A 21,621-nucleotide genomic window follows, 5' to 3' on the forward strand; every position below is an offset into this window, starting at 1 on the left:
GCGGTACACAAATCCGGCAGGCAAAAAACAGGCTCCGCGAAGGAGCCTGTCTTTTCATTCGACGCGGATCGATCGGGTTCGATCAGGTATCGGTCCAGCCGCCGGAATCGTCGTTGCTGCCCGTGTCGATGCCGCCGCCGCTGCCGTCATCGTTCCAGTCGTTCGAACCCTGACCCAAGTCGAGGCCGCCGCCGTTTCCGCCGTCGTTGCCGCCCCGGCGCAGTTCGTCGGGGTCGACGATCACGTCGCGCTCGACTACGCGGTCACGCCCATGACTGAGCGCCTCGCCAAGCAGCACGCCGGTCAGCAGGCCGCCCATGCCGCCACCCATGCCACCGCCTTGCTGCACGATGACCTGCGGCTGCTGCTGATAGGGACCCTGTTGCGGATAAGGCGGTTGCGGGTTGCCGAAGCGCTCGGCCTCCTGCGCGTACGTCGATTGCTGAGCGCTGCCCACGGACGCGGCGGTCGGATCGGGCCGGCCGTCGGCGCGCGCGCGCAGGCTCGCGATGCGCTGCTCGAACTCGTCGAGTGCATAGGGCGGCAGCGGATTCTTGCCGTTCGACAGCGTTTCGACGGCGCCGCGCAACTGCTCTTCGGTCGCTTCGACGTCTTTCTCGAGCAACTCGTGACCCGGCGCGGTGGATAGCTTCACGTCGAGCTTGATCGAACGCACCGCGTTGAGCATGTCGGTGGCGCGCTTCAATTGCGCGCGGCGGTCCTCGTCGGCGCGCGTGTCTTCCTGGCTGCGCGCGCGGCGCAAGGTCCAGCGCAGCACGAGCGCGATCACCGCGATCAGAACAATGATACCGATCCACATACCCACCCCCGGACCATGCCGTTGTTGCGCTTGCGACATCATCGCCGACTGTTGCTGCACAGCAGGCGCATTCTGCTGCGCGAACGGATTCGCGGCGTGACGGGTGACGTTGCCGCCCGCGCGTTCCGCGTCGCGGCGCAGGCGCGCTTCGGTTTGCGCGAAGCGGCTCGGGTCGGTGAAGCGGATCTGCGGATCGAGCGTCTTTGCCTGTTGGAGCTGCGCGAGCGCCTCGGCGGAACGGCCTTCGCGATCGAGCACCTGGGCGTACAGATAGTGCGCGTGTGCGTTGTTCGGATGCGCTTGCAACACTTCGGTGAGGCCGGCGTCGGCCTGCTGCCAGTTGCCCTGCGACATCGCCGATTCGATTTGCTGGGCGGTCGGCACCGCGAACGCCGCGGCCGACACGAGCAGCAGCGAAGCGAAGGCGGTTGCGAAAAGTTTTTTCATTTGCGGACCGGGCGGGGCGCGCCCGTCTCCATCAGTCGATTGCGGTGGCCGCCTGTGGCGGCCGGTATGCCGGTGCGTTCAGAAGCGAGCGCACCGGCATGTACTGCTACTGCTGTTATTGCTGCGTGTACTTGCTGCGAGGAAGTACACGCATCCGGCATTTACTGCGCCGGCGTATTGAGCTGCTTCTTCAGCGCTTCGAGCCGATCATCGACGGACGGGCCGCGGTTCAGATCCGCGAGCTTGTCGTCGAGCGCCTTGCCGCTTTTCTCGTCGGCGGAGTTCAGACGTGCGTCGGAACGCGCGTTCGACAGCGCGACTTTATCTTCGAGCTTCTGGAAATCCTCGGACAGGTTCGTGCCGCCGATGCCGCCGAGTGCGGTGGCCGCGGTATCTTTCGCCTGCGCGATCTGCTGCTTGGCTTGCAGGATGTTCGAGCGCGCGTTCAGGTCGTTGCGGCGCGTGCGCATGTCCTCGATCTGGCTCTTCAGTTGCGCGACCGACGGCTCCAGCGAAGTCAGTTCTTTGGTCAGCGCATCGCGTTCGGCTTCGGCCGTGGCCTGCGCGCCGAGCGCTTCACGCGCGAGCGCTTCGTCGCCGGACTGCAGCGCACGGCGAGCACCGTCTTCATACTTCTTCGCCTTGTCCGCGGCAACATCGCGCTTGCTTTGCTGGGTGGCGACCTGCGCCTGAATCTCGATCAGCGAGTTTTCGGCCTTGCCGATGCTGTCGTCGAGTTCGCGCACGATCTGGCGCGAGTCGCGCGACGGATCCTGCACCGAATCGGCCGCATCGTTCAAAAGACCTTTGAGCGTGCGCGAAATGCTGTCAAAAAGCGACATGAAAACCTCCAGAGAATGTGAGCGGCGCCGACGATGCGTGCGCGCCTGACTGCCTTGAACTACTGCTACTTTACGCCGCCGTGCGCCATGCTGCGCAACGTTCGGACCGGAGTTCGGGGCGCACTTGCCAATTGCAATGGCGCGGTCCGTTTTTGTTGAGGCGCAATGCCGGTTGAGGATTGCCTCGATGATGGAAAGCCGCGATGGGCATGGACTTGACGGCGGATCATGGACTTGACGGCGGATATTACACCACCGGCTGTCTTAAAGATGGCTTAATCGATGCGGCTTCCCGAAGGCTCGAAGGATGCGCGAAAAGCCGCTGTTTGCGGGTGTGGGCGGGCGTTACCGAGCGGCGTTTCACGCAGGTGTCACTGATGTAACGATATGCAACGGGGACTCGTTGCGTACGCTCGCCTGCTCGCTCGGATGCAGTGATTGCGGCTCGATGCGCAGTAATTTTCCGTCACGCTTTGCGTCACGCGAAACGGCCGCCTTCGGCGCTCGGGTCGCTGTGCGGTTCGTCGTCGTCGGAGTCCTGGTCGTTGGGGCGGCGCTTGAGTGAGTTGCGCAGACGCGCCGACGGGCCGGGCAGCCGTTTCGACGCGGCGTTGTCGATTGCGTCCGCTTCGGCGTTTTCCGCGTTTTCGGCGGCTCGTGCTGCCGTCAGACGCGCGACGGCTTCGGCGGTGGCCGCGGCCTGTTCGTCCTGCTCGGCGGCGAGCGCGGCGGCGACGCCCGCGGGAAGCAGCGGGGCGGGGGCATCCACAGCGTCGGTCACGGGAGCGGGGCGACCGGCTTGCTGCATCGAGGGCGAATCCACGGCCTCGGCCGCGCCGGCAGCCGCCGGAGCCGCCGCGTCTTTCTCATCCGCTTGCAGCGCTACCGGCAGCGCGGCGCGCGCATAGCGCGTACCGCGCGCGACGCGCTGCAGCGCCGCGTTCAGCGGATCGGGCGCGCGCGGCGCGCGCAGCCGGTCGACGATGCTCGCGGCCTTGACCTGTTCGCTGGTCGCGCCGAAGCTCAGCACCGCGCGCCGCATCAGTTCACTCACGCTGATGCCCAGATCCTCGGCAGTCGCGGTGATCGCACGTTTCTGCGCGGTCGTGACGAATACGACGATGCGCTCACTGGGCTTGGACATGATCGACTCGCAGTCTTGTTAGCATGGGCGGATCGGCGCGTGCCTTCGGATACGGTGTCGGAACCCGTCATCGGAACTGCCGTTGGATCCCGCCGCTGGGGTCCCCGTCACGCGCATCGAGGGACGCGCGCGGGGTTCATCATATGACGAGTTGCGCCGCCACGGAACAAGCGCGGTGCGAAAATCCCGTGGCATCAATGAGTTGTAGTGTTTGCGGCCGGTTTGTCCACAGCCCTTTCAACAGAAAATGTTGATAACCCCGCATAAGCTGCGCGTCGCGCGCACGCTGCAATGCGCGCTGCGCGAAATTACAGACCCTTACCAGGAAAAGGCGGCCGGCAAAGGGAATTCTTACAAAAAAACTGCGTTGGACCGCCGCCGATTTCTTTAAAATGCGCTGTTACGTTGCGCCGGACATGGTCCGAGGCGTGCCGTGCGGCCGGCCGGGGGCAAGGTCCGCAGGGCGGCGTACGTCCCGGCCAGGATGTCGAACACGACCCATGCGCGCGCCGCGAGCGCGTGCAGACAGGCGCGCAGTTGCGGGCCCATTATTCCAGTCATGCCAATCATCAAACGACCGCATTCCTCGAACTCTCCGGCCGGTGAAGACCGGGACTCCCACCAACGCACCCCTGGACGCAATGCCGCCTCGCGCGAGCCCGAGCGCGGCCGTCGTTCGATCGGCGCGTCGCTCGTGCTGTGGTGCTTCGGCCTGATCGCGACCGTCGCCGTGGTCGGGGCGCTGATTGTCGGCTATGCGCTCGTCGTGATGGGGCCGCAATTGCCGTCGCTCGACGCGCTGACCGACTATCGCCCGAAAGTTCCGCTGCGCGTCTACACCGCCGATCACGTGCTGATCGGCGAATTCGGCGAGGAGCGGCGCAGCCTCGTGCGCTTCCAGGACATCCCCGACCAGATGAAAAAAGCGGTGCTCGCGATCGAGGACTACCGCTTTTACGAACACGGCGGCGTCGACTTCGTCGGCATCCTGCGCGCCGGTTTCGCCGACCTTGCGCATGGCGGCGCGTCGCAGGGCGCGAGCACGATCACGATGCAGGTCGCGCGCAACTTCTTCCTCTCCAGTGAGAAGACGTACACGCGCAAGATCTACGAGATGCTGCTCGCGTACAAGATCGAGCGCGCGCTGACCAAAGACCAGATCCTCGAGCTGTACATGAACCAGATCTATCTGGGCGAGCGCGCGTACGGCTTCGCCGCGGCCGCGCGCGTGTACTTCGGCAAGGACCTGAAGGACCTCACGCTGGCCCAGGCCGCGATGCTCGCGGGCCTGCCGAAGGCGCCGTCCGCGTATAACCCGGTCGTCAATCCGAAGCGCGCGAAGATCCGTCAGGAGTACATCCTGCGACGCATGCTCGAGCTGAACTACATCACGCAGCAGCAGTACGACCAGGCCGTGAAGGAAGAGATTCACACGAAGAATCCGGGCAACGAGTACAGCGTGCACGCCGAGTACGTCGCCGAAATGGTGCGGCAGATGATGTACGCGCAGTACAAGGACGAAACCTATACGCGCGGCCTGAACGTGACCACCACGATCGATTCCGCCGATCAGGACGCCGCGTATCGCGCGGTGCGCAAGGGCGTGATGGACTACGAGCGGCGCCACGGCTATCGCGGACCGGAAGGCTTCGTGCAGTTGCCCGAGGCGGGCGACGACCGCGACCAGACGATCGACGACGCGCTGACCGATCACCCGGACAACGGCGAGATCATCGCCGGCGTGGTGACGGACGCGAGCGCGAAGCAGGTGGCCGCGCAACTGGTCGACGGCACCCAGGTGACGGTGTCGGGCGACGGCCTGCGCTTCGTCGCCGCGGCGCTGAGCCCGCGCGCGAACGCGACGCTGCGCATCAAGCCGGGTTCGATCGTGCGCCTCGTCGCCGACGACAAGGGCAACTGGCAGATCACGCAGTTGCCGCAGGTCGAGGGCGCGCTCGTGTCGCTGACGCCGCAGGACGGCGCGATCCGCGCGCTGATCGGTGGTTTCGACTTCAACAAGAACAAGTTCAACCATGTAACGCAAGCGTGGCGGCAGCCGGGTTCGAGCTTCAAGCCGTTCATCTATTCGGCGGCGCTCGACAAGGGGCTCGCACCGGCGACGATCATCAACGACGCGCCGCTGTACTTCCCGCCGAGCACGCCGGGCGGCGACGCGTGGGAGCCGAAGGACGACGACCAGCCTGATGGTCCGATGTCGATGCGCCTCGCGCTGCAGAAGTCGAAGAACCTCGTGTCGATCCGCATCCTGTCGTTCATCGGCACCAGGTACGCGCAGGACTTCGTCACGCAGCGCTTCGGCTTCGACGCCGACAAGACCCCGCCGTATCTGCCGATGGCGCTGGGCGCGGGCCTCGTCACGCCGCTGCAGTCGGCGGGCGCGTACTCGGTGTTCGCGAACGGCGGCTACCGGATCAATCCGTATCTGATCAACGAAGTGACCGACGCGCGTGGCGTGGCGATCTCGCGCGCGCAGCCGCTCGTCGCTGGGCACGACGCGCCGCGCACGCTCGAGCCGCGTAACGCATACATCATGAACAGCCTGTTGCACTCGGTCGCGACCGCGGGTACGGGCGCGGGCACCAACGTGTTGAAGCGCTCGGACCTGCAGGGCAAGACCGGCACGACCAACGACGCGAAGGACGGCTGGTTCGCCGGCTATCAGCAGTCGCTGGTGGCGGTCGCGTGGATGGGCTACGACCAGCCGAAGAGTCTCGGCAGCCGCGAATTCGGCGCGCAGCTCGCGCTACCGATCTGGGTCGAGTACATGCAGCGCGCGCTGCGCGGTGTGCCACAGGCCGAGCCGCAGCAACCCGACGGTGTGACGGTGATGAACGGCGAGCTGTTCTTTACCGACAAGTTGCCGGGGCAAGGCTTCGTCGCGAGCATCGGTCTCGATTCGGGCAATCCGATGGCCGGCGCGACCGATGCGGTGGGCGGGGTCGGCCCGGCGGGCATGACGCCGCCGGTGGTGCCGCCGCCGAGCGTGTCGACGACCGAGAAGAAGCAGATCATGGATCTGTTCGAGTCGAACAAGCCTTGATGTCTCGGATGGCGGGTGCGCGGGGGGCCACGGATTCTTAAGCGATACGGGCACCGGCCCGCTCTCGCCGCATACCGTCATGTCAGCGGCGAAACACCTCGACGCGAGGCACATCGTCGGAAAAAGCGGACTGAAGTGCCCACTCGTCGTAGCGTTTCGCGCCGGCAAGATGTTCCGATAACTTCATGGTCAGATCATGCCAGGCTGCATCGATCTGATAGCACGATTCAGTGATCGATAAACACCGTTGAGGCGCTGCAGAGCACGTGTACTGCGGCTTGCTTCTGATTCGTTTCGCACCGTACAAACAAATCGTATTAGGTTCAATGCGTTAGCCCGTTGTTCAGACAGTTTTCAACAGGCTCATCAACACGAACTGGGGATAAGTGCGCCGCGATCCGTACGGAATCCGAGATTTAGTTGGATGTCACCGTGTTCGTCGTCCCAACCGATGCAGGCGCAAAAGCCGAAGTCGCCGCAGCCGATGATGCGCCTGCCTGATCAACCGGCGGATTCCCCATCGCCTGAAACAGCGCGGCCGTATCCGTCAGCCGCGCGCTCATATAGCGGATCTCATCGAGCTGCGCGTTGCGCCATTGCTGCTCGCTCGAACGCGTCGCGGCGACGGGCAGCGCGCCGAGCCGATAGCGCGCCGAGGTCTCGTTGAACACACCCTGTGCCGAACGCGCGGCGACGTTCGCGGCGTCGAGCGACTGCGCGTCGTGCTCGAGTGAGGCGAGCGTGTCGGCGACGTTCTGAAACGCGGCCAGCACAGTCTGTTTGTACTGCGACACGCTCGCTTCGTACGTGTGCTGCGCCGCGCGGCGCTGCGCGAGCAGCGCGCCGCCATGAAACAGCGGTTGCGACAGCGACGCGCCGATGCTCCAGATGGCCCCCGCACCGGACATCGCGACCGGCCAGCTAAACCCGCCTTGTCCCATCGATGCCGACAGCGACAGACTCGGGAACATCTGCGCGGTGGCGACGCCGACATCGGTCGCAGCGGCCTTCAGCGCGGCGTCGGCGGCCTCGATGTCAGGCCGCGTGCGCAGCAATTCCGACGGCACGACGACCGGGACCTTCTCCGGCACATGCAACTGCGCGAGATCGATGTCGTCCGGCGCGGCATCGGGCGTGCGGCCGAGCAGCACCGCGAGCGCGTGACGTGTGGTGAGCCACTGCTGCTTCAGCGCCGGCAGACTTGCCGACACGCTCGCCGCGCTCTGCTGCGCGTTCAGCAGATCGGCATGCGATACCGCACCGAGCGCGAAGCGCCGCTCGGTATCGCGTGCCTGATCGTTGGCGAGGACCACGAGCCGCTCGGTCGTATCGATCTGAGCATGCAGCGCGGCGCTCGTGATCGTCGCGGTCACGATGTTCGCGGCGAGCGCGCGCCGCGCCGCCTCGAGCTGGAAGACCTGCACGTTCACGCGCGCGGCGAGCGCCGCGTTCGCGAGACGCGCGGCGCCGAACAGATCGAACGTGTAGTGCGCCTGCAACTGACCGACGAACACGTTGTACAGAAACGTGTTCGGTCCGATCTCGGGGATCGCGAGCGCGCGATTGCGGGTGACCTGGCCGCCGGCGTCGATGGTCGGCAGCAGCGAGCTGCCGACCTGCGCGCGCAATTGCTCGCGCGCGGCGGCGAGGCTGCGGTCGGTCGCGTCGAGCGTCGGACTATTGCGCAGGCCTTCGTCGACGAGCGCGTTCAGCGCATCCGAGCGGTACAGCTTCCACCATTCGGGCACCGGCTGCGCGCCGGTCACGAACTGCTGCGTGACGCCCTGCGCGGGCACGGTTTGCGTCGGTAGCGGCTCGGCACCGTAGTGCGCGGGCTGCGGCATCGCGGGCGCGTCGCCGTTCGGTCCGAACGAGCAGGCGCCGAGCATGCAGGTGATGCTGGTGATGCTCGCGGCAAGCGTGGTACGGGCCAGCGCGTCGAAGCGCGCGCGGCGGTGGCGGGAGAGGGCAGGAATAGTCGTGCTCGTGCTCATGCTCATCGTGCTCATGCTCAGTTACCCGTGTGCGTGGCGCCGGCACCGGACGGCGTCTGCGGCTCGCGCTCGTCGGCGCGTACGCGGAACGACGCGGCGTACAACGCGGGCAGATAGAACAGCGTGAGGATCGTCGCGCTCGTGATGCCGCCCATCAGCGCGGTCGCCATCGGCCCGAAGAAGTTCGAGCGCAGCAGCGGGATCAGCGCGAGCACGGCGGCCGCGGCGGTCAGCGTGATCGGCCGGAACCGCCGCACGGTCGCGCCGACAATCGCATCGAAGCGCTTGTGCCCCGACGCAATGTCCTGCTCGATCTGATCGACGAGAATCACCGAGTTGCGCATGATGATGCCGAACATCGCGATCACGCCGAGCATCGCGACGAAGCCGAACGGCTGGCCGAACAGCAGCAAGGTGAGCACGACGCCGATCAGGCCGAGCGGCGCGGTCAGCAGGACCATCAGCACGCGCGCGAGGCTTTGCAGCTGGATCATCAGCAGCGTGAGCACCGCGATCACCATGATCGGAATCTGCGCGTTGATCGAGGTTTGACCCTTGGCGCTTTCCTCGACGGAGCCACCGATCTCGATCCGGTAGCCGACCGGCAGCGTCGCGCGGATCGGCGCGAGCGCGCGGTCCACCGCGTGCGTGACGTCGATGCCTTGCGCGCCGGCCGACACGTCCGACTGCACGGTGATGGTCGGCTGACGGTTGCGTTCCCAGATCACGCCGAATTCGAGGTCGTTGCGCAGATGTCCGAGCGTGCCGAGCGGCACCGGGCCGTTGGGCGTCGGCATCGCGAGCGCGGTCAGCCGCGACGGGTCGACGCGTTCGGCGCGCGGCGCGCGCAGATCGACGCTGATCAGCTTGTCGCGCTCGCGATACTGCGTGACCGTGTAGCCGGACATCGTCATCGCGAGGAAGCTGGCGATGTCTTCGGACGTCACGCCGAGCTCGCGCGCGCGTTTCTGGTCGATCTCGAAGCGCACCGAGCGCTCGGCGGGTTCGTCCCAGTCGAACTGCACGTTGCGCGTGCCGCGATTGGCGCGCATCGTCGCGGCGACGCGTTCGGCGATCGAGCGCACGGTCGCGATGTCGTCGCCGCTCACGCGGAACTGCACCGGATAGCCGACCGGCGGCCCGTTCTCGAGGCGCGACAGGCGCGTGCGGATCGCCGGAAAGTTGTTGAGCAACTCCGGTTCGAGCCACTGCGCGAGCTTCTCGCGATCCTTGACCGACTTCGCGGTGATCACGAACTGTGCGAAGTTCGGCTGCTGCAATTGCTGATCGAGCGGCAGATAGAAGCGCGGCGCGCCGGTGCCGACGAAGCTGACCGAGTGATCGATTTCAGGCCGGCCTTTGAGAACCTGTTCGAGGCGCTGCGCCTGGCGCAGCGTTGCATCGAACGACGCGCCTTCGGGCAGCCGCACATCGACCAGCAACTCCGGCCGGTCCGAGCTCGGGAAAAACTGCTGCGGCACGAGCGAGAAGCCGGCCATCGCGAGCACGAACAGCAGCACGGTGATCGCGAGCACGACGAAGCGCCGCTCGATGCACCAGCCGATCCAGCCGCGCAAGCGCGTGTAGAAGCGCGTGTCGTAGATGTCATGTTCGTGATCGTCAGGCTCGTGCGCATGGCGCTTGCGCTCGGGCAGCATGTGATAGCCGAGCAGCGGAATCAGCACGACCGCCGCGAGCCACGACGCGATCAGCGCGATCGCCGACACCTCGAAGATCGAGCGCGTGTACTCGCCGGTGCTCGACTTCGCGAGCGCGATCGGCAGGAAGCCGGATACGGTGACGAGCGTGCCGGTCAGCATCGGAAACGCGGTGCTGGTGTACGCGAAGGCCGCGGCGCGCGTGCGGTTCCAGCCTTGCTCGAGCTTCACCGACATCATTTCGACCGCGATGATCGCATCGTCGACGAGCAGGCCGAGCGCGAGCACGAGTGTGCCGAGCGATACCTTGTGCAGGCCGATATCGAACAGGTACATGCACAGCGCGGTGACCGCGAGCACCACCGGAATCGAGATCACGACCACCATGCCGGTGCGCACGCCGAGCGACACGAGGCTCACGATCAGCACGATCGCGACCGCTTCGGCGACCGCTTCGAGGAAGTCGTTGACCGAGCGCGCGACCGCGTGCGGCATGCTCGATACTTCGACGAGATTCAATCCGGCGGGCAGCGCGGCGCGCAGTTGGGTCATCTGCTGATCGAGCGCGCGGCCGAGGCGGATCACGTCGCCGCCCGGCTGCATCGTCACGCCGATACCGAGCACGGGTTTGCCGCCGAAGCGCATCTGCGTGACGACCGGGTCGTCGTAGCCGCGCTTGATCGTCGCGATGTCGCCGAGACGGAGCGTGCGGTTGTTGATGCGGATCAGCGTGTCGGCGAGCGCGCCCACGTCGTTGAACTGGCCGCTCGGGCGCACGAACACGCGGTCGTCCGTGGTGGTCAGCGTACCCGCGGGAGCGATCGTGTTCTGCGCGTTGATCGCCTGCCCAAGCTGTTGTGGCGAGATGCCGAGACGCGTCAACTGCGTGTTCGCGATCTCGATGTAGATGTGCTGATCGGGATCGCCGAAATAGTCGACCTTGCCGACGCCCGGCACGCGCAGCAGCACCGAGCGTAGCTGGTCCGCGTAATCGTGCAGTTGCGCGGCGGAAAAGCCGTCGCCTTCGAGCGTGTAGATGTTGGTGTAGACGTCGCCGAATTCGTCGTTGAAGAACGGGCCCTGGATGCCCGGCGGCAAGGTCGACGCGATGTCGCCGACTTTCTTGCGCACCTGGTACCACGTCTCGGGCACCTGGCTCACCGGCGCCGAGTCCTTCATCGTGAAGAAGATCAGCGATTCGCCGGGACGCGAGTAGCTGCGCACGAAATCGATGTACGGCGTTTCCTGCAGCTTGCGGCCGATGCGATCGGTCAACTGCTCCTGCACCTGGCGCGCGGTGGCGCCCGGCCAGAACGTGCGGATCACCATCACGCGGAACGTGAAGGGCGGGTCTTCCGACTGCGCGAGCCGCGTGTAGGCGAGGATGCCGAACGCGGTGGCGAGCGCGATCAGGAATACGACCAGCGCCTGATGACGCAGCGCCCACGCGGACAGATTGAAGCGTCCTTCTTCGTGCGACGTGCTCATGAAGCGAAGTCCTCGGGATGCAGCGGCGCGATCGCGCGGACTTTCTGGCCGGCGCTCACGGTGTGCACGCCCTGCAGCACGACGCTTTCGCCATCTTTCAGGCCATCGCTGACGACGAACGTGCGCTCGTAGTAGCGCGTGACGGTCACGCGACGCAGCTCGAGCGTGTTGTCCGCGGCGCGCACGACCCACACGGCCGGTTCGCGCCCCTCGTGAAACAGCGCGGTGACCGGCAGCGTGAACACGCCGCGCTGCGCGGCCGCCGCGGCGAGCGGCACGGCTGGCGTGACGTCGGCGGTCATGCCGAGGCGCACGTCGGCGCCGGCATCGAGCAGGGTCAGACGCGCGCGCCAGGTGCGGCTCTGCGGATCGGCGGCCGGCGACAGCTCGCGCACGCGTGCGCCGAGCTTGCGGCCCGGCAGCGCGGCGAGCGTGACGCTCGCGTTCCGGCCGACCGCGAATGCGGCGAGCGCGCTTTCGGGCACGTCGCACAGCACGTCGACGTCGCCGCTCCACGCGAGGTTGTAGACGGCCTGACCCGCCGACACGTTCTGGCCCGTGTCCGCCTGTTCAGCCGTGATGACGCCCGCATGACCGGCGACGAGCGTCGTGTACTGCAGCTGGTTCTTCGCGAGTGCCGCCTGCTGCTGCGCCTGATCGCGCTGCGCGAGCGCGGACGCGTAGGCGTTGGTGGTCTGTTCGAGCTGCGCGGGCGCGATCAGGTTTTCTTTGGCCTGCGCCCTGTCGCGTTCGAGCTGCTGCTGCGCATAGACGAGGTTGTGCTGCGCGGCGTCGAGCTGCGCCTGCGTGCTCGCGGCGTTTTTCTGCGCATCGGCCGGGTCGAGCAGCGCGACGACTTCGCCGCTTTTCACCGTGTCGCCGAGCCGGACCCGCCGCTCGATGATCTTGCCGGCGACGCGGAACGACAGCGGCGTCGAATAGCGCGCCTGCACTTCGCCGGGCAGCGACGCCGCCTGCAGCGCGTGGCCGTCCGCATGCACGGCGAGCGCGACCACCGGGCGCGGCGCGGGCGCCGCGGCTTCCTTCTTCGAGCAGGCCGCAAGCGCGAGCACGCCTGCCAGCGCCAGCGCGCAGGTCTGCCTGGAGAAACCGCGGTGAGAGGATGGGGGAGACTGCTGGCGCATCGCTGACGATGCGGGAGAACCGGGACGCTTCACAATTACCCCAACTTGAGACAGCGAACGAACACGGCAAGCCGCGCGGCCCGCCAGCGAAGACCCGCATGCCGCGTCATGCTAATGGCATACAGGGATGGCTTTGAATGAAGCAGCGCATTCTAATACACTCATGTATCTGAATGCATAGATGGATTTGAATTCTTTTGGGTGCTAGGCTTGCGGCCATGAAACGTCAAAGACTGACAAGAGAGCAGAGCAAGGACCAGACGCGGGAGCGGCTGCTCGATGCCGCGCAGGCAATTTTCATGAAGAAGGGCTTCGTCGCGGCGAGTGTCGAGGACATCGCGGCGGCGGCCGGCTATACACGCGGCGCGTTCTATTCGAACTTCCGCAGCAAGACCGAGCTGTTTCTGGAGCTATTGCGGCGCGATCACGAAGCGATGCAGGCGGGCCTGCATGCGATCTTCGAAAGCGCGGCGTCGCGCGAGGAGATGGAGGCGCGCGTGCTGCGCTACTACAGCTCGCTGCATCGTGAGAACAAGCGTTTTCTGTTGTGGGTCGAGGCGAAGCTGCTGGCGGTGCGCGACGGCCGTTTCCGGCTGCGCTTCAACGCGTTCATGCACGAAAAGATCGAACAGTTGAGCGCCTATGTGCGCGAGTTCTCGGAGCGCGTGGGCACGCCGATGTCGATGCCGCCCGAGCAGCTCGCGATCGGCCTGATGGGTCTGTGCGACGGCGTGCAGTTCTTCTACACGGTCGATCCGCAGAATGTCCCGGCGGAGATGGCCGAAACGGTGCTGGCGGGGTTTTTCTCGCGCGTGGTGTTCGGGCGCGATGCGTAACGGTAGGCGTTGAGCCTGGAGGCGCAGATGCGCGAATGCGCGACCCGGAGGGATCGCGCATCAGATACGGTTCAAGGCGGAAAAATCATTCGACCGGCAGTTGCGCGCAGGCCTCGGCGGCGGGCGCCGTGCACGCGAACGCGTATTGGCCGCTGGCGTCGAGGAATTTTTCCCCGGCGTGCAGGGCAAGCTTGATATCGGGGCAGCGCTCGTAACCGATATAGGCCGAGCTCGCGGCGGCCGACCAGCAAACCAGCGAAAACGCGATCTTTTCCAGCAGACGAAAACGATGTGGCATGGCGATGTAGCGGTAACTTTCTTTGGCCGCCATCTTACCAGCAAACTAGGGTTTATACCTAGCTAAAATCCACGATAGACGCCGTAATAGTGGCGCGATGGACACGCCGCGCCGAATCTGACCGGAATGTCATGTCTGGGTCAGGGTTGGGACATGTCCTATCGCTAGAATCGGTTGCGTTGGGCGGACCCGCGCGCGCCCATGCGGCGCGGGTCGACACAGGCGGCAACGGTTGCGCCGGCCCGGCTTTACCGAGGCAGGAGTCGTCCCATGAATCAACTGCAGTCGATGCGCGTGTTCGTCAAGGTTGCGGACCTCGGCAGTTTCGTCGGCGCGTCGGGCGCGCTGGATGTGTCCACCGCGGTCGTCACGCGGCACGTCGCGGATCTCGAAGCGCGGCTCGGCACGCGACTGCTGAACCGCACCACCCGCCGTCTTTCGCTGACCGAATCCGGCGCGACCTATCTGGAGCGCGTACGCCACATCCTCGCCGATCTCGAAAGCGTCGAGCAGATGGTGGTGGCGCGCAATCACGAGCCGGTCGGCACGCTGCGCATCGTCGCGCCGGTCGTGTTCGGATTGCACAGTCTCGCGCCGGTCGTGCAGTCGTACGCAGCGCGCTATCCCGACGTCGTGCCCGACGTCACGCTCGCCGACCGCCACGTCGATCTGGTCGAAGAGGGCTTCGACGTCGGCATCCTGGCTGCGCGGCACATGCGCAGCGCGAGCATCGTCACGCGGCGGTTGACGACCGGCTACATGACGGTTTGCGCGACGCCCGAATATCTGGCGCAACACGGCACGCCGAAGCGCCCCGAGGATCTGCTCAGGCATTCGTGCCTGAGCAGGCCGGCCGAGCAGGGCGGCGAGGAGCGCCTGTTCAATGGGCCGGACGGCGAAGTGCGGGTGCGGCCGACCAACGCGATCGCGGCGAACAACGCCGAGATGCTGCGGCAGTTCGCGCTGCTCGGCATGGGCGTGGCGATCCTGCCGAGCTACCTGATCGGCAGTGATCTGACGGCGGGGCGGCTCGTGCGTCTGCTCGACGCGTACAGTCTGCCGCCCATCGAAATCACGATTGCGTATCCGAGCCGGCTGCATCTGCCGGCGAAGGTGCGGACGTTCATCGACCATCTGGTCGAGCATTTCCAGCCGGACAGCGCGCAGGCGCGGGATTCCCGTCGCGTGGCGCCGGTGCGGGTGGTGGCCGGGGTGAGCGGGTCCGACGCTCCGACGGTGCGCGAGATCGCCGACGACGCGCTCGAAAACGGCCGCACGACGCGCCGTGTGACGCGGGTGGCGCGCGCGCGGATCGCGGCGTCGTCGCAGTTCTGACGTGTGAGGTGAGGCGAGGCTGAATCCGGCTTCAGATCCCCAGGCCCGGGCCATAGTTGCCGCCGATCAGGCGCGTGACCGACTCGATGTCGACATAATCCTGCTCCGGCATACCATCGAGCATCGCCAACACCTCGTTGCTCGCGCCGGCTTCGCGCGCGGCGTCGACGAGTGCGTCCTTGTTGGTCGGGAATTCGACTTCGCTGAGAAAATCGGCGATCTGCAGATCGATCGATTCGCCGGGGATGTCCGAGGCCGTCATGCGCATGCTCCTGGTGAGCTTAAGTTAGCCACGTTGTTATTGCTGCCACGAAAAGCCAGCGCCTCGCCGCGATGAGTTTCTCGCAGTCTGTTGCAATCCCGCGCGCATCGCCACCCCATCGTCATGACAGCCGGCGCAAACCGGGCAGGCGCGCCGTCGTAGCCGCGCCGCCGCCCGCCGTTGCGGCGGCCCTCACGTGGTCAGATGCTCGTTCTGCCCGGTCAGGCTGCGTTCCAGATGTCGGGACTTCGGCAGCGCAATATGCTCCCAGTGCTGCGGACGGCTGGCGTCGGTGCTCGACACGTCTGGGGCCGGAGGCGCGACCGGCGCGGCGTTCGCGCGTTGCGCAAGCGTGATGGAATCCGTGCTGTCCGAGGCGGTGTGAACCGGCGCGGCAAAGCACGAGGCTGACAGCGTCACCATGATTAACAGTGTCGAGGTTTTCATCGCCCGACCTCCTAAAGCTCATGCGGCGCTGACAATCGAGCAAACCCTGTGCCGTCCCGCGTCGAGAGGACGGTGCAAGCCGAGGACGGCATGGCGCTGCGCGGCCCAGGCTCCTTACCATCTTAGATGGCAAATACTGCAACGCGCGCACATTTGCGGCAAAACCGTATTGTAGGTTCCATCATGGCACGAACAGGCGCGCGCGTCCGCCATGCGCTAGCGCAGCACCTCGAAGCGCGTCCACGGCCACGACGGCCGGTCGCGCATATAGCCGTTCAGCCAGTTCCACTGCGGATGCCGCTTCATGAACGCCTGCGCGTCGAACGGCCGGCCGCACGGATGCCCCCAGCGCGCGGTGAAGGCCATCTCGCGGGCCATTTCGCTGTCGACCACCTTGCCGTCGTTCGCGCCCCACGGATTGAACGGCCCGTGATCGGTGCCGCCGAAGCGCGCGTCGTCGAGCTCCAGATGCCCGCAGATCGTGCGCGAGCACGGGTTGTCGTTGCGATCGAGATAGACGTCGTGATGATCGGCGATCATCTGCTTCGCGAGCTCGACGTCGATGCTGCCGCGATGCAGTTCCTCGAGCTGCATGAAACGCAGACGCCGCGCGCCGTTCTTGCGCACGTCGGTATAGTCCTCGCCTTCGCCGATGCATTCCTGGTTGCGGATCTTCAGATCCGTCGCGGTGTTGTAGCCGCTGTAGAAACCGTCTTTGGTGGTCTCGAAGCCCGCATAGTGCAGCCCGAGTTCGTAACGCGCGATCTCGCCGGTCTTCGTGTCGCCGAGCAGCCAGCTGTTCGCGTAGCCGCCGTTGTTCGCGAGCGAGAACATGTCGCACCATTCCTTGATGCTGTTCGCATATTGCGACGCGCGCCGCGAGCGATAGAACTCGGGCGCGCCGGCCGCGTTGTAGCCCGCGAAGTTCGAGATCGTCGTTTCGGTGATCATCAGGCCGGCCGCCGTGACCCAGAAATCGGTCAGGCTCGAGATGCAGCCCGGCAGGCCCTGCATCAGGATGCGGTTGCCGCGGTCGGGCACGATGTCGAACACGACGTTGAACGCGTCGCCGGCCGCGTAGCGGTCCCACGAGTTGTGCGCCATCACGATGCGGCCGTCGCGCGTCGCGTTGCCGGTCGCGATGAACGCGCTGCAGTGGTGACCGCGCCGGCCGCGCCACAGTTTCGCGCCCAGATGCGGCTGCGCCTGCGCGGCGTGCGTCGGCCACCAGCTTTGCAGCAGATCCATGTAGCCGTTCCACGCGAGCACTTCGGCGAACGGCAGCTTCGCGCCGTCGGCGATGCCATGGATTTCATCGGCGAATTCGGTGTCGAGCTTGCTCGCGAACTGGCTCGTCGCGGCATTGACGAAGGTGTCGAACTCCTCCCCGGTGTCCCATTTGGCGAGATAGCGCGCGGTGCGGATCGCGTTTCTGATTTCGTCGGCGAGCAACTGGCCGTGCTGCTCGCCGCGATCGTACGGCTCGCCTTCGATATGCACGAAAATCCAGCCGGCCTGATCGCGGCGTACGGCCTCGGGGGACGGTTCGCTCATCTTCGCTCCGACGATACGGCGGGCGCTGTCGCTGCGCCCAAGCTGGGCTCACGCGTGCCGGCCGCGTGAAGGGCCGGCGGGTCTGTCCATTGTAGAGAATCCGCGGCGCTTTGCATCGCGCCCCGCGAAGCCTTCGAAAGCTCTAGGGTCTGTTTACATATGGAACGCACGTGCGAATGCCCGCTATCGGCCGTCCCCCAAGGGGACTTCCTTCGGGGCGCAAGGCAAGGAGTAAGGAGCGCTGCGTGGCCGCGCCACGTAAGCGACGCACGACGCCGCCATGCGGCCGATAGCGGGCATTCCCCTGGAATGAAATTCAGAACTGGGGTTGCCGCGAGAAGGGCCGCTCGCTGCGTCATGCTCCTTGCGAATACGTCGAGTATTCGCGGCGTCGCAATCCTTGCGAGCGGCCCTTCTCGCGGCAACGCACGTGCGTTCCATATGTAAACAGACCCTAGCGCGACGGACTCATGCGGAAGTACGCATCGAGCAACGAGGTCTTGTAGACGACGCCGGCGAGCTTCGGATGCGCGGTGCTTTCGATCACCGGCAGCCGCTCGCCCTGAAACGCCATGAAGTGCTGTAACGCGATGGCGAGCGACATGTCCGGCGTCAGCACGTCGAAATGCGGCTGCAGATAATCGGCCGCGGTTTTCATCGACGTGTCGCGCCGCTCGAGCAGATCGGACGTGATGTCCTTCAGCGCGACCACGCCGAGAAACGCGCCCGAGTCGTTCGCGACGTACAGATACTTGACCGGATACTCGAGGAACACGCGCGTCATGTCGTGCACGGTCGCGTTCGGCGACACGACGGTCTGCGCGGGGCGGATCAGCTCGCGCATCTGCGTCGCGCGCAATCGCGAGCGCTCCTGCTCCTCGCGATTGCGGCGCAGCGTGATCTCGTACATCGAGGTCTTGCCGATTGCGCGCGCGATGAAATACGCGACCACGCACGACAGCATCAGCGGCAGCACGACCTGATAGCTCAACGTCATCTCGAAGATCATCAGGATCGCCATCAGCGGCGCCTGGGTCGCGCCCGCGAGGAATGCGCCCATGCCGACCATCGCATAGGCGTAAGCGGCCGACGTCGCATGCGGCCACAACGCGTGCATGCCCTGGCCGAACAGCGAGCCGACCGCCGCGCCGACGAACAGCGTCGGCGTGAACACCCCGCCCACCGCGCCGGAGCCGGCCGTCGCCGCGGTCGCCGCGAGCTTGCAGACGAGCACCAGCAGGAGCGCAGACCATGTCCACGGCGAATGCAGGATCGAGTTCACGACGCTGTAGCCGTTGCCCCACACCTCGGGCTCCGCGACCGAAATGATGCCGACCACGAGACCGCCGAGCGCGAGCCGCACCGGCAACGCCACCGGCAGCTTGCGAAAGGCCGCCTTCGATGCGTCGAGCAGCCGCAGAAACTGCGGCGCGGCCGCGCCGCACAGCGCGCCGAGCGCGACGAACAGCAGCACCTCGGGACCGGTCACGGTCGGAAACTCCGGCATCTCGTAGGGCGGCTTGTAGCCGGCGAACTCGCGCATCGTGATGTTTGCGACGACCGCTGCGACCAGCACCGGCCCGAAGCTTTCCATCGCGATCGAGCCGAGCACGATCTCGGTGACGAAAAACGCGCCCGCGATCGGCGCGCTGTACGCGGACGTGATACCGGCCGCCGCGCCGCACGCGACGAGCAGGCGCAGCCGTGGCGGATCGAAGTGGACCCAGCGGCCGATCAGCGACGAGGCGAGCGCCGCGAGCTGCACCATCGGACCTTCACGACCGATCGAACCGCCGCTCGCGATCGTAAACAGCGACGACACGCTGCGCCACAGGCTCAGGCGCACCGGCACGACGCCGTCGCCGATCGCGACCGCTTCCATGTAGTCGGTGTGCCTGTTCGTGTCGGCGTGACGCTGCGCGATCAGCAGGAAAATGCCGGCGACGAGACCACCCGCGGCCGGCAGCCAGATGCGCATGGTCCACGGTAGGCTGCGCGCCATGTCGACGAAGCTGCCGGAGCGGCCGGCAATCGCCAGTTGCAGCAGTTCGATGCCCCTGCGAAACACGATGGTCGCCAACGCGCCGGCAATGCCGACCACAACGGCCCAGACCAGCACCGTATGGGCTTCTGAGAGGCGGAAAACGCTTTGGGCGCGGGTGCGCAGCTTCAGCAGGAATGAAAGCACGTCGTCGGTACGGGGCGTGAAGGAAGGTTGAAAAAACCGCGGCGCAACAGCAGCGCGCCCGCCTCGAACGGCGGGCGCGCGGCGGCGAGCGGGCGGGGACGGGCGGCGCGGTTCAAGTCGCCGCCTTGTCGAGTTCAGGATAGTGCCGGAAGATGCAGCTTTCGTTATGGCCGATGCGCCGGTCCGAGTCCAGATACGCGGCGATGTTCGGTCTTGCGATCACGGCGTCGTGCAGCGCGGCGAGCCGCGGATAGTGCTCGCCGAAGCGCTTCAGCGCGCGCGGAAACGCGTACAGCAGACCGTCGATCAGCTGGAACATCGACAGGTCCACATAGGTCAGCGTGTCGCCGACCATGAAGCTGTCGCCGGCCGGATTCTGCGCGAGCACGCGCTCGAAGTACGACATGAACTTCGGAATCCGATGGTCGATGAAATCGTGCGCGCGCACCTTCGCCGCGTCTTTCTGCTCCTCGTAGTAGAGGCCGCTCGCGAGCGGATGGTGGGTGTCGTGCGCTTCGGTGACGACGTCGGCGATCGTCAGCTGCAGGCCGTTCGCGACATAGCGCAGGCTGTCCACCGCCGGCGCCAGCTTGAGCCGCGGGCCGAGATAGAACAGGATGTTGGCGGTCTGCGCGATCACCAGATCGCCGTCTTTCAGAAACGGTGGCGCGAACGGCGGATACGGCTCGTCGGGGCTTTGCATCACCGCCATCATCGCTTTGGTGCCAAGACCCTTCGAAGGCTTGCCGCGCGCGACTTCGACATAGTCGACGCCGGCTTCCTCCAGCGCGAGCCGCACGAATTCGCCGCGGCCTTGCAGGCCATCCCAGTAGTACAGTTCCAGGCTCATCGATCGATCCTCATTCCGGTCGCCCGGACGCGTCGCGGGAAGGCGGTTTCACCGCTGCCATCGGACGTCGCGCACGGGCGGGTTGGGGGGCAAAGTTCGCAGCAACGAGTATGCCGTGTGATCGGCCCGGATGGGGCGCCAGAAAGCGCAAAACCCCGCGCGCGGCGGGGTGTCGGGGAAGGCGGGAGAGCCGGCGACGGCTTAGTGGAACAGGTGCTGGACGGTCCATGTGATGCCGAGTCCGCCGGCGATCAGCCATACATACAGAATCAGGCCGGTGGTCAGCGCGCGCGGACCCGCTTCGCGAATCTGCGAGAAGCGCGTTTCCATGCCGAGTGCGGTCATCGCCATCGTCAGCGCGAAGGTGTCGAACAGGTTCAGCGTCGAGGTGGCGCTTTCCGGCAGCACATGCAGCGAGTTGATCGCCACGCAGGCGAGGAAGCCGAGTGCGAACCAGGGGATCGCCAGCTTGCGCGGGGCGGCGCCGTCCGTGCCGCCATCCTTCGCGCCGCGCGTCGCGCGGTTCACCCACAGGCCGACCACCAGCAATACCGGCACGAGCAGCATCACGCGGGTCATCTTGACGATCGTCGCGATGTGCGTCGCTTCTGGGCTCACGTTGCTCGCCGCGCCGACCACCTGCGCGACCTCGTGGATCGTGCCGCCGAAGAACAGGCCGGCGCCGACCGTGTCGAGATGCAGCCAGCCTGCGTTGAACAGCACCGGGTAGAGGAACATCGACAGCGTGCCGAACAGCACGACGCTGCCGACCGCCATCGCGCTCTTGTGCGGCTTCGATTGCAGCGTCGATTCGAACGCGAGCACCGCGGCCGCGCCGCAGATCGCGCTGCCGGCCGCCGTCAGGAGCGCGGTGTCGCGATCGAGCTTCATGATTTTCATGCCGGCCCAGGTGCCGATCACGAGCGTGCTGACGACGATCAGCACCGACTCCGCGAGACCCGGCAGGCCCACCTGGGCGATTTCCTGCAGGCTCACACGCAAGCCGAAGAACGCGACCGCGATGCGCAGCAGCTTGCGCGCCGAGAAATTCACGCCGGCCGCCCAACTGGCCGGCATGCTGTCGCGCAGCGCGTTGCCGTAGATCGCACCCGCGACGATGCCGACGATCAGCGGACTCAGGCCAAGGCCGGCAATCGCCGGAATCGCCGCGATGCGCGTGACCGCGGCGGCGAACAGCGCGACGAACAGTACGCCGTTGAGCTGGCCGCGGGTGGACAGCGCGGGGGAGGCG

General features: G+C 66.1%; 17 protein-coding genes. 4 read left to right on the top strand and 13 right to left on the bottom strand.

Going from position 1 to position 21,621, the window contains the following annotated elements; genetic code table 11:
- Positions 1-82 precede the first annotated feature (82 nt).
- Together F6X40_RS30630 and F6X40_RS30635 are read right to left on the bottom strand one after the other, a co-directional pair.
- Complete coding sequence (locus F6X40_RS30630; RefSeq protein ID WP_187630402.1) at positions 83-1,267, bottom strand: tetratricopeptide repeat protein; 1,185 nt, start codon at positions 1,265-1,267, stop codon at positions 83-85.
- 161 nt (positions 1,268-1,428) lie between these two features.
- A complete protein-coding gene (locus tag F6X40_RS30635; RefSeq protein WP_187630403.1) occupies positions 1,429-2,109 on the bottom strand; it encodes a PspA/IM30 family protein in 681 nt (226 codons plus the stop codon).
- Positions 2,110-2,312: 203 nt separating this feature from the next.
- Here F6X40_RS30635 and F6X40_RS30640 point away from each other — a divergent pair, with 203 nt between their 5' ends.
- The gene (locus tag F6X40_RS30640) at positions 2,313-2,492 is read left to right on the top strand and encodes a hypothetical protein (RefSeq protein WP_187630404.1); all 180 of its coding nucleotides are present in this window, start codon (positions 2,313-2,315) and stop codon (positions 2,490-2,492) included.
- Positions 2,493-2,587: 95 nt separating this feature from the next.
- Here the strand turns inward: F6X40_RS30640 and F6X40_RS30645 are convergent, their stop codons facing one another.
- On the bottom strand, positions 2,588-3,253 hold the full coding sequence (locus F6X40_RS30645; protein WP_187630405.1) for a hypothetical protein: 666 nt from the start codon (positions 3,251-3,253) through the stop codon (positions 2,588-2,590).
- A 559-nt stretch (positions 3,254-3,812) separates the two neighbouring features.
- On the opposite strand from F6X40_RS30645, the gene F6X40_RS30650 reads away from it, so the two are divergent.
- Positions 3,813-6,314, top strand: a complete 2,502-nt coding sequence (locus F6X40_RS30650; protein WP_187630406.1) for a penicillin-binding protein 1A — start codon at positions 3,813-3,815, stop codon at positions 6,312-6,314.
- Between the two features lie 416 nt (positions 6,315-6,730).
- On the opposite strand, the gene F6X40_RS30655 is transcribed toward F6X40_RS30650, so the two are convergent.
- The 3 genes from F6X40_RS30655 to F6X40_RS30665 are packed head-to-tail and all read right to left on the bottom strand — an operon-like array spanning position 6,731 to position 12,599.
- Complete coding sequence (locus F6X40_RS30655) at positions 6,731-8,308, bottom strand: efflux transporter outer membrane subunit (protein WP_187630416.1); 1,578 nt, start codon at positions 8,306-8,308, stop codon at positions 6,731-6,733.
- A gap of 17 nt (positions 8,309-8,325) precedes the next feature.
- Positions 8,326-11,454: an efflux RND transporter permease subunit gene (locus tag F6X40_RS30660; RefSeq protein ID WP_187630407.1), complete on the bottom strand. Its 3,129-nt coding sequence runs from the start codon at positions 11,452-11,454 to the stop codon at positions 8,326-8,328.
- Positions 11,451-12,599 (bottom strand): efflux RND transporter periplasmic adaptor subunit, encoded by a 1,149-nt coding sequence (locus F6X40_RS30665; RefSeq protein ID WP_187630408.1) that lies wholly within the window; start codon positions 12,597-12,599, stop codon positions 11,451-11,453. Before F6X40_RS30665 ends, F6X40_RS30660 begins: the two co-directional genes overlap by 4 nt.
- Before the next feature lie 218 nt (positions 12,600-12,817).
- Here F6X40_RS30665 and F6X40_RS30670 point away from each other — a divergent pair, with 218 nt between their 5' ends.
- Positions 12,818-13,435 carry a TetR/AcrR family transcriptional regulator gene (locus tag F6X40_RS30670; protein WP_187630409.1) on the top strand — a complete coding sequence of 206 codons (618 nt, stop codon included), beginning with the start codon at positions 12,818-12,820 and terminating at the stop codon, positions 13,433-13,435.
- Positions 13,436-13,520: 85 nt separating this feature from the next.
- Here F6X40_RS30670 and F6X40_RS30675 read toward each other — a convergent pair whose 3' ends face one another.
- A complete protein-coding gene (locus F6X40_RS30675; RefSeq protein ID WP_187630410.1) occupies positions 13,521-13,733 on the bottom strand; it encodes a hypothetical protein in 213 nt (70 codons plus the stop codon).
- Positions 13,734-14,003: 270 nt separating this feature from the next.
- On the opposite strand from F6X40_RS30675, the gene F6X40_RS30680 reads away from it, so the two are divergent.
- A complete protein-coding gene (locus F6X40_RS30680) occupies positions 14,004-15,068 on the top strand; it encodes a LysR family transcriptional regulator (RefSeq protein ID WP_187630411.1) in 1,065 nt (354 codons plus the stop codon).
- 31 nt (positions 15,069-15,099) lie between these two features.
- Here F6X40_RS30680 and F6X40_RS30685 read toward each other — a convergent pair whose 3' ends face one another.
- The 6 genes from F6X40_RS30685 to F6X40_RS30710 all read right to left on the bottom strand — a co-directional run bounded on the left by F6X40_RS30685 (position 15,100) and on the right by F6X40_RS30710 (position 21,608).
- On the bottom strand, positions 15,100-15,330 hold the full coding sequence (locus F6X40_RS30685) for a DUF2795 domain-containing protein (protein WP_184022698.1): 231 nt from the start codon (positions 15,328-15,330) through the stop codon (positions 15,100-15,102).
- A gap of 192 nt (positions 15,331-15,522) precedes the next feature.
- Positions 15,523-15,777, bottom strand: coding sequence for a hypothetical protein (locus tag F6X40_RS30690; RefSeq protein WP_184003891.1), 255 nt, complete (start codon positions 15,775-15,777; stop codon positions 15,523-15,525).
- A 216-nt stretch (positions 15,778-15,993) separates the two neighbouring features.
- Positions 15,994-17,331 (bottom strand): C45 family autoproteolytic acyltransferase/hydolase, encoded by a 1,338-nt coding sequence (locus tag F6X40_RS30695; RefSeq protein WP_184022699.1) that lies wholly within the window; start codon positions 17,329-17,331, stop codon positions 15,994-15,996.
- A 454-nt stretch (positions 17,332-17,785) separates the two neighbouring features.
- Positions 17,786-19,519, bottom strand: coding sequence for a ClcB-like voltage-gated chloride channel protein (locus tag F6X40_RS30700; RefSeq protein ID WP_187630412.1), 1,734 nt, complete (start codon positions 19,517-19,519; stop codon positions 17,786-17,788).
- 112 nt (positions 19,520-19,631) lie between these two features.
- Positions 19,632-20,369: a glutathione S-transferase gene (locus F6X40_RS30705; RefSeq protein WP_187630413.1), complete on the bottom strand. Its 738-nt coding sequence runs from the start codon at positions 20,367-20,369 to the stop codon at positions 19,632-19,634.
- A gap of 201 nt (positions 20,370-20,570) precedes the next feature.
- Positions 20,571-21,608 (bottom strand): YeiH family protein, encoded by a 1,038-nt coding sequence (locus F6X40_RS30710; RefSeq protein WP_187630417.1) that lies wholly within the window; start codon positions 21,606-21,608, stop codon positions 20,571-20,573.
- Positions 21,609-21,621 lie beyond the last annotated feature (13 nt).

The sequence above is a fragment of the Paraburkholderia sp. UCT31 genome, assembly GCF_014397655.1.
GTDB lineage: Bacteria > Pseudomonadota > Gammaproteobacteria > Burkholderiales > Burkholderiaceae > Paraburkholderia > Paraburkholderia tuberum.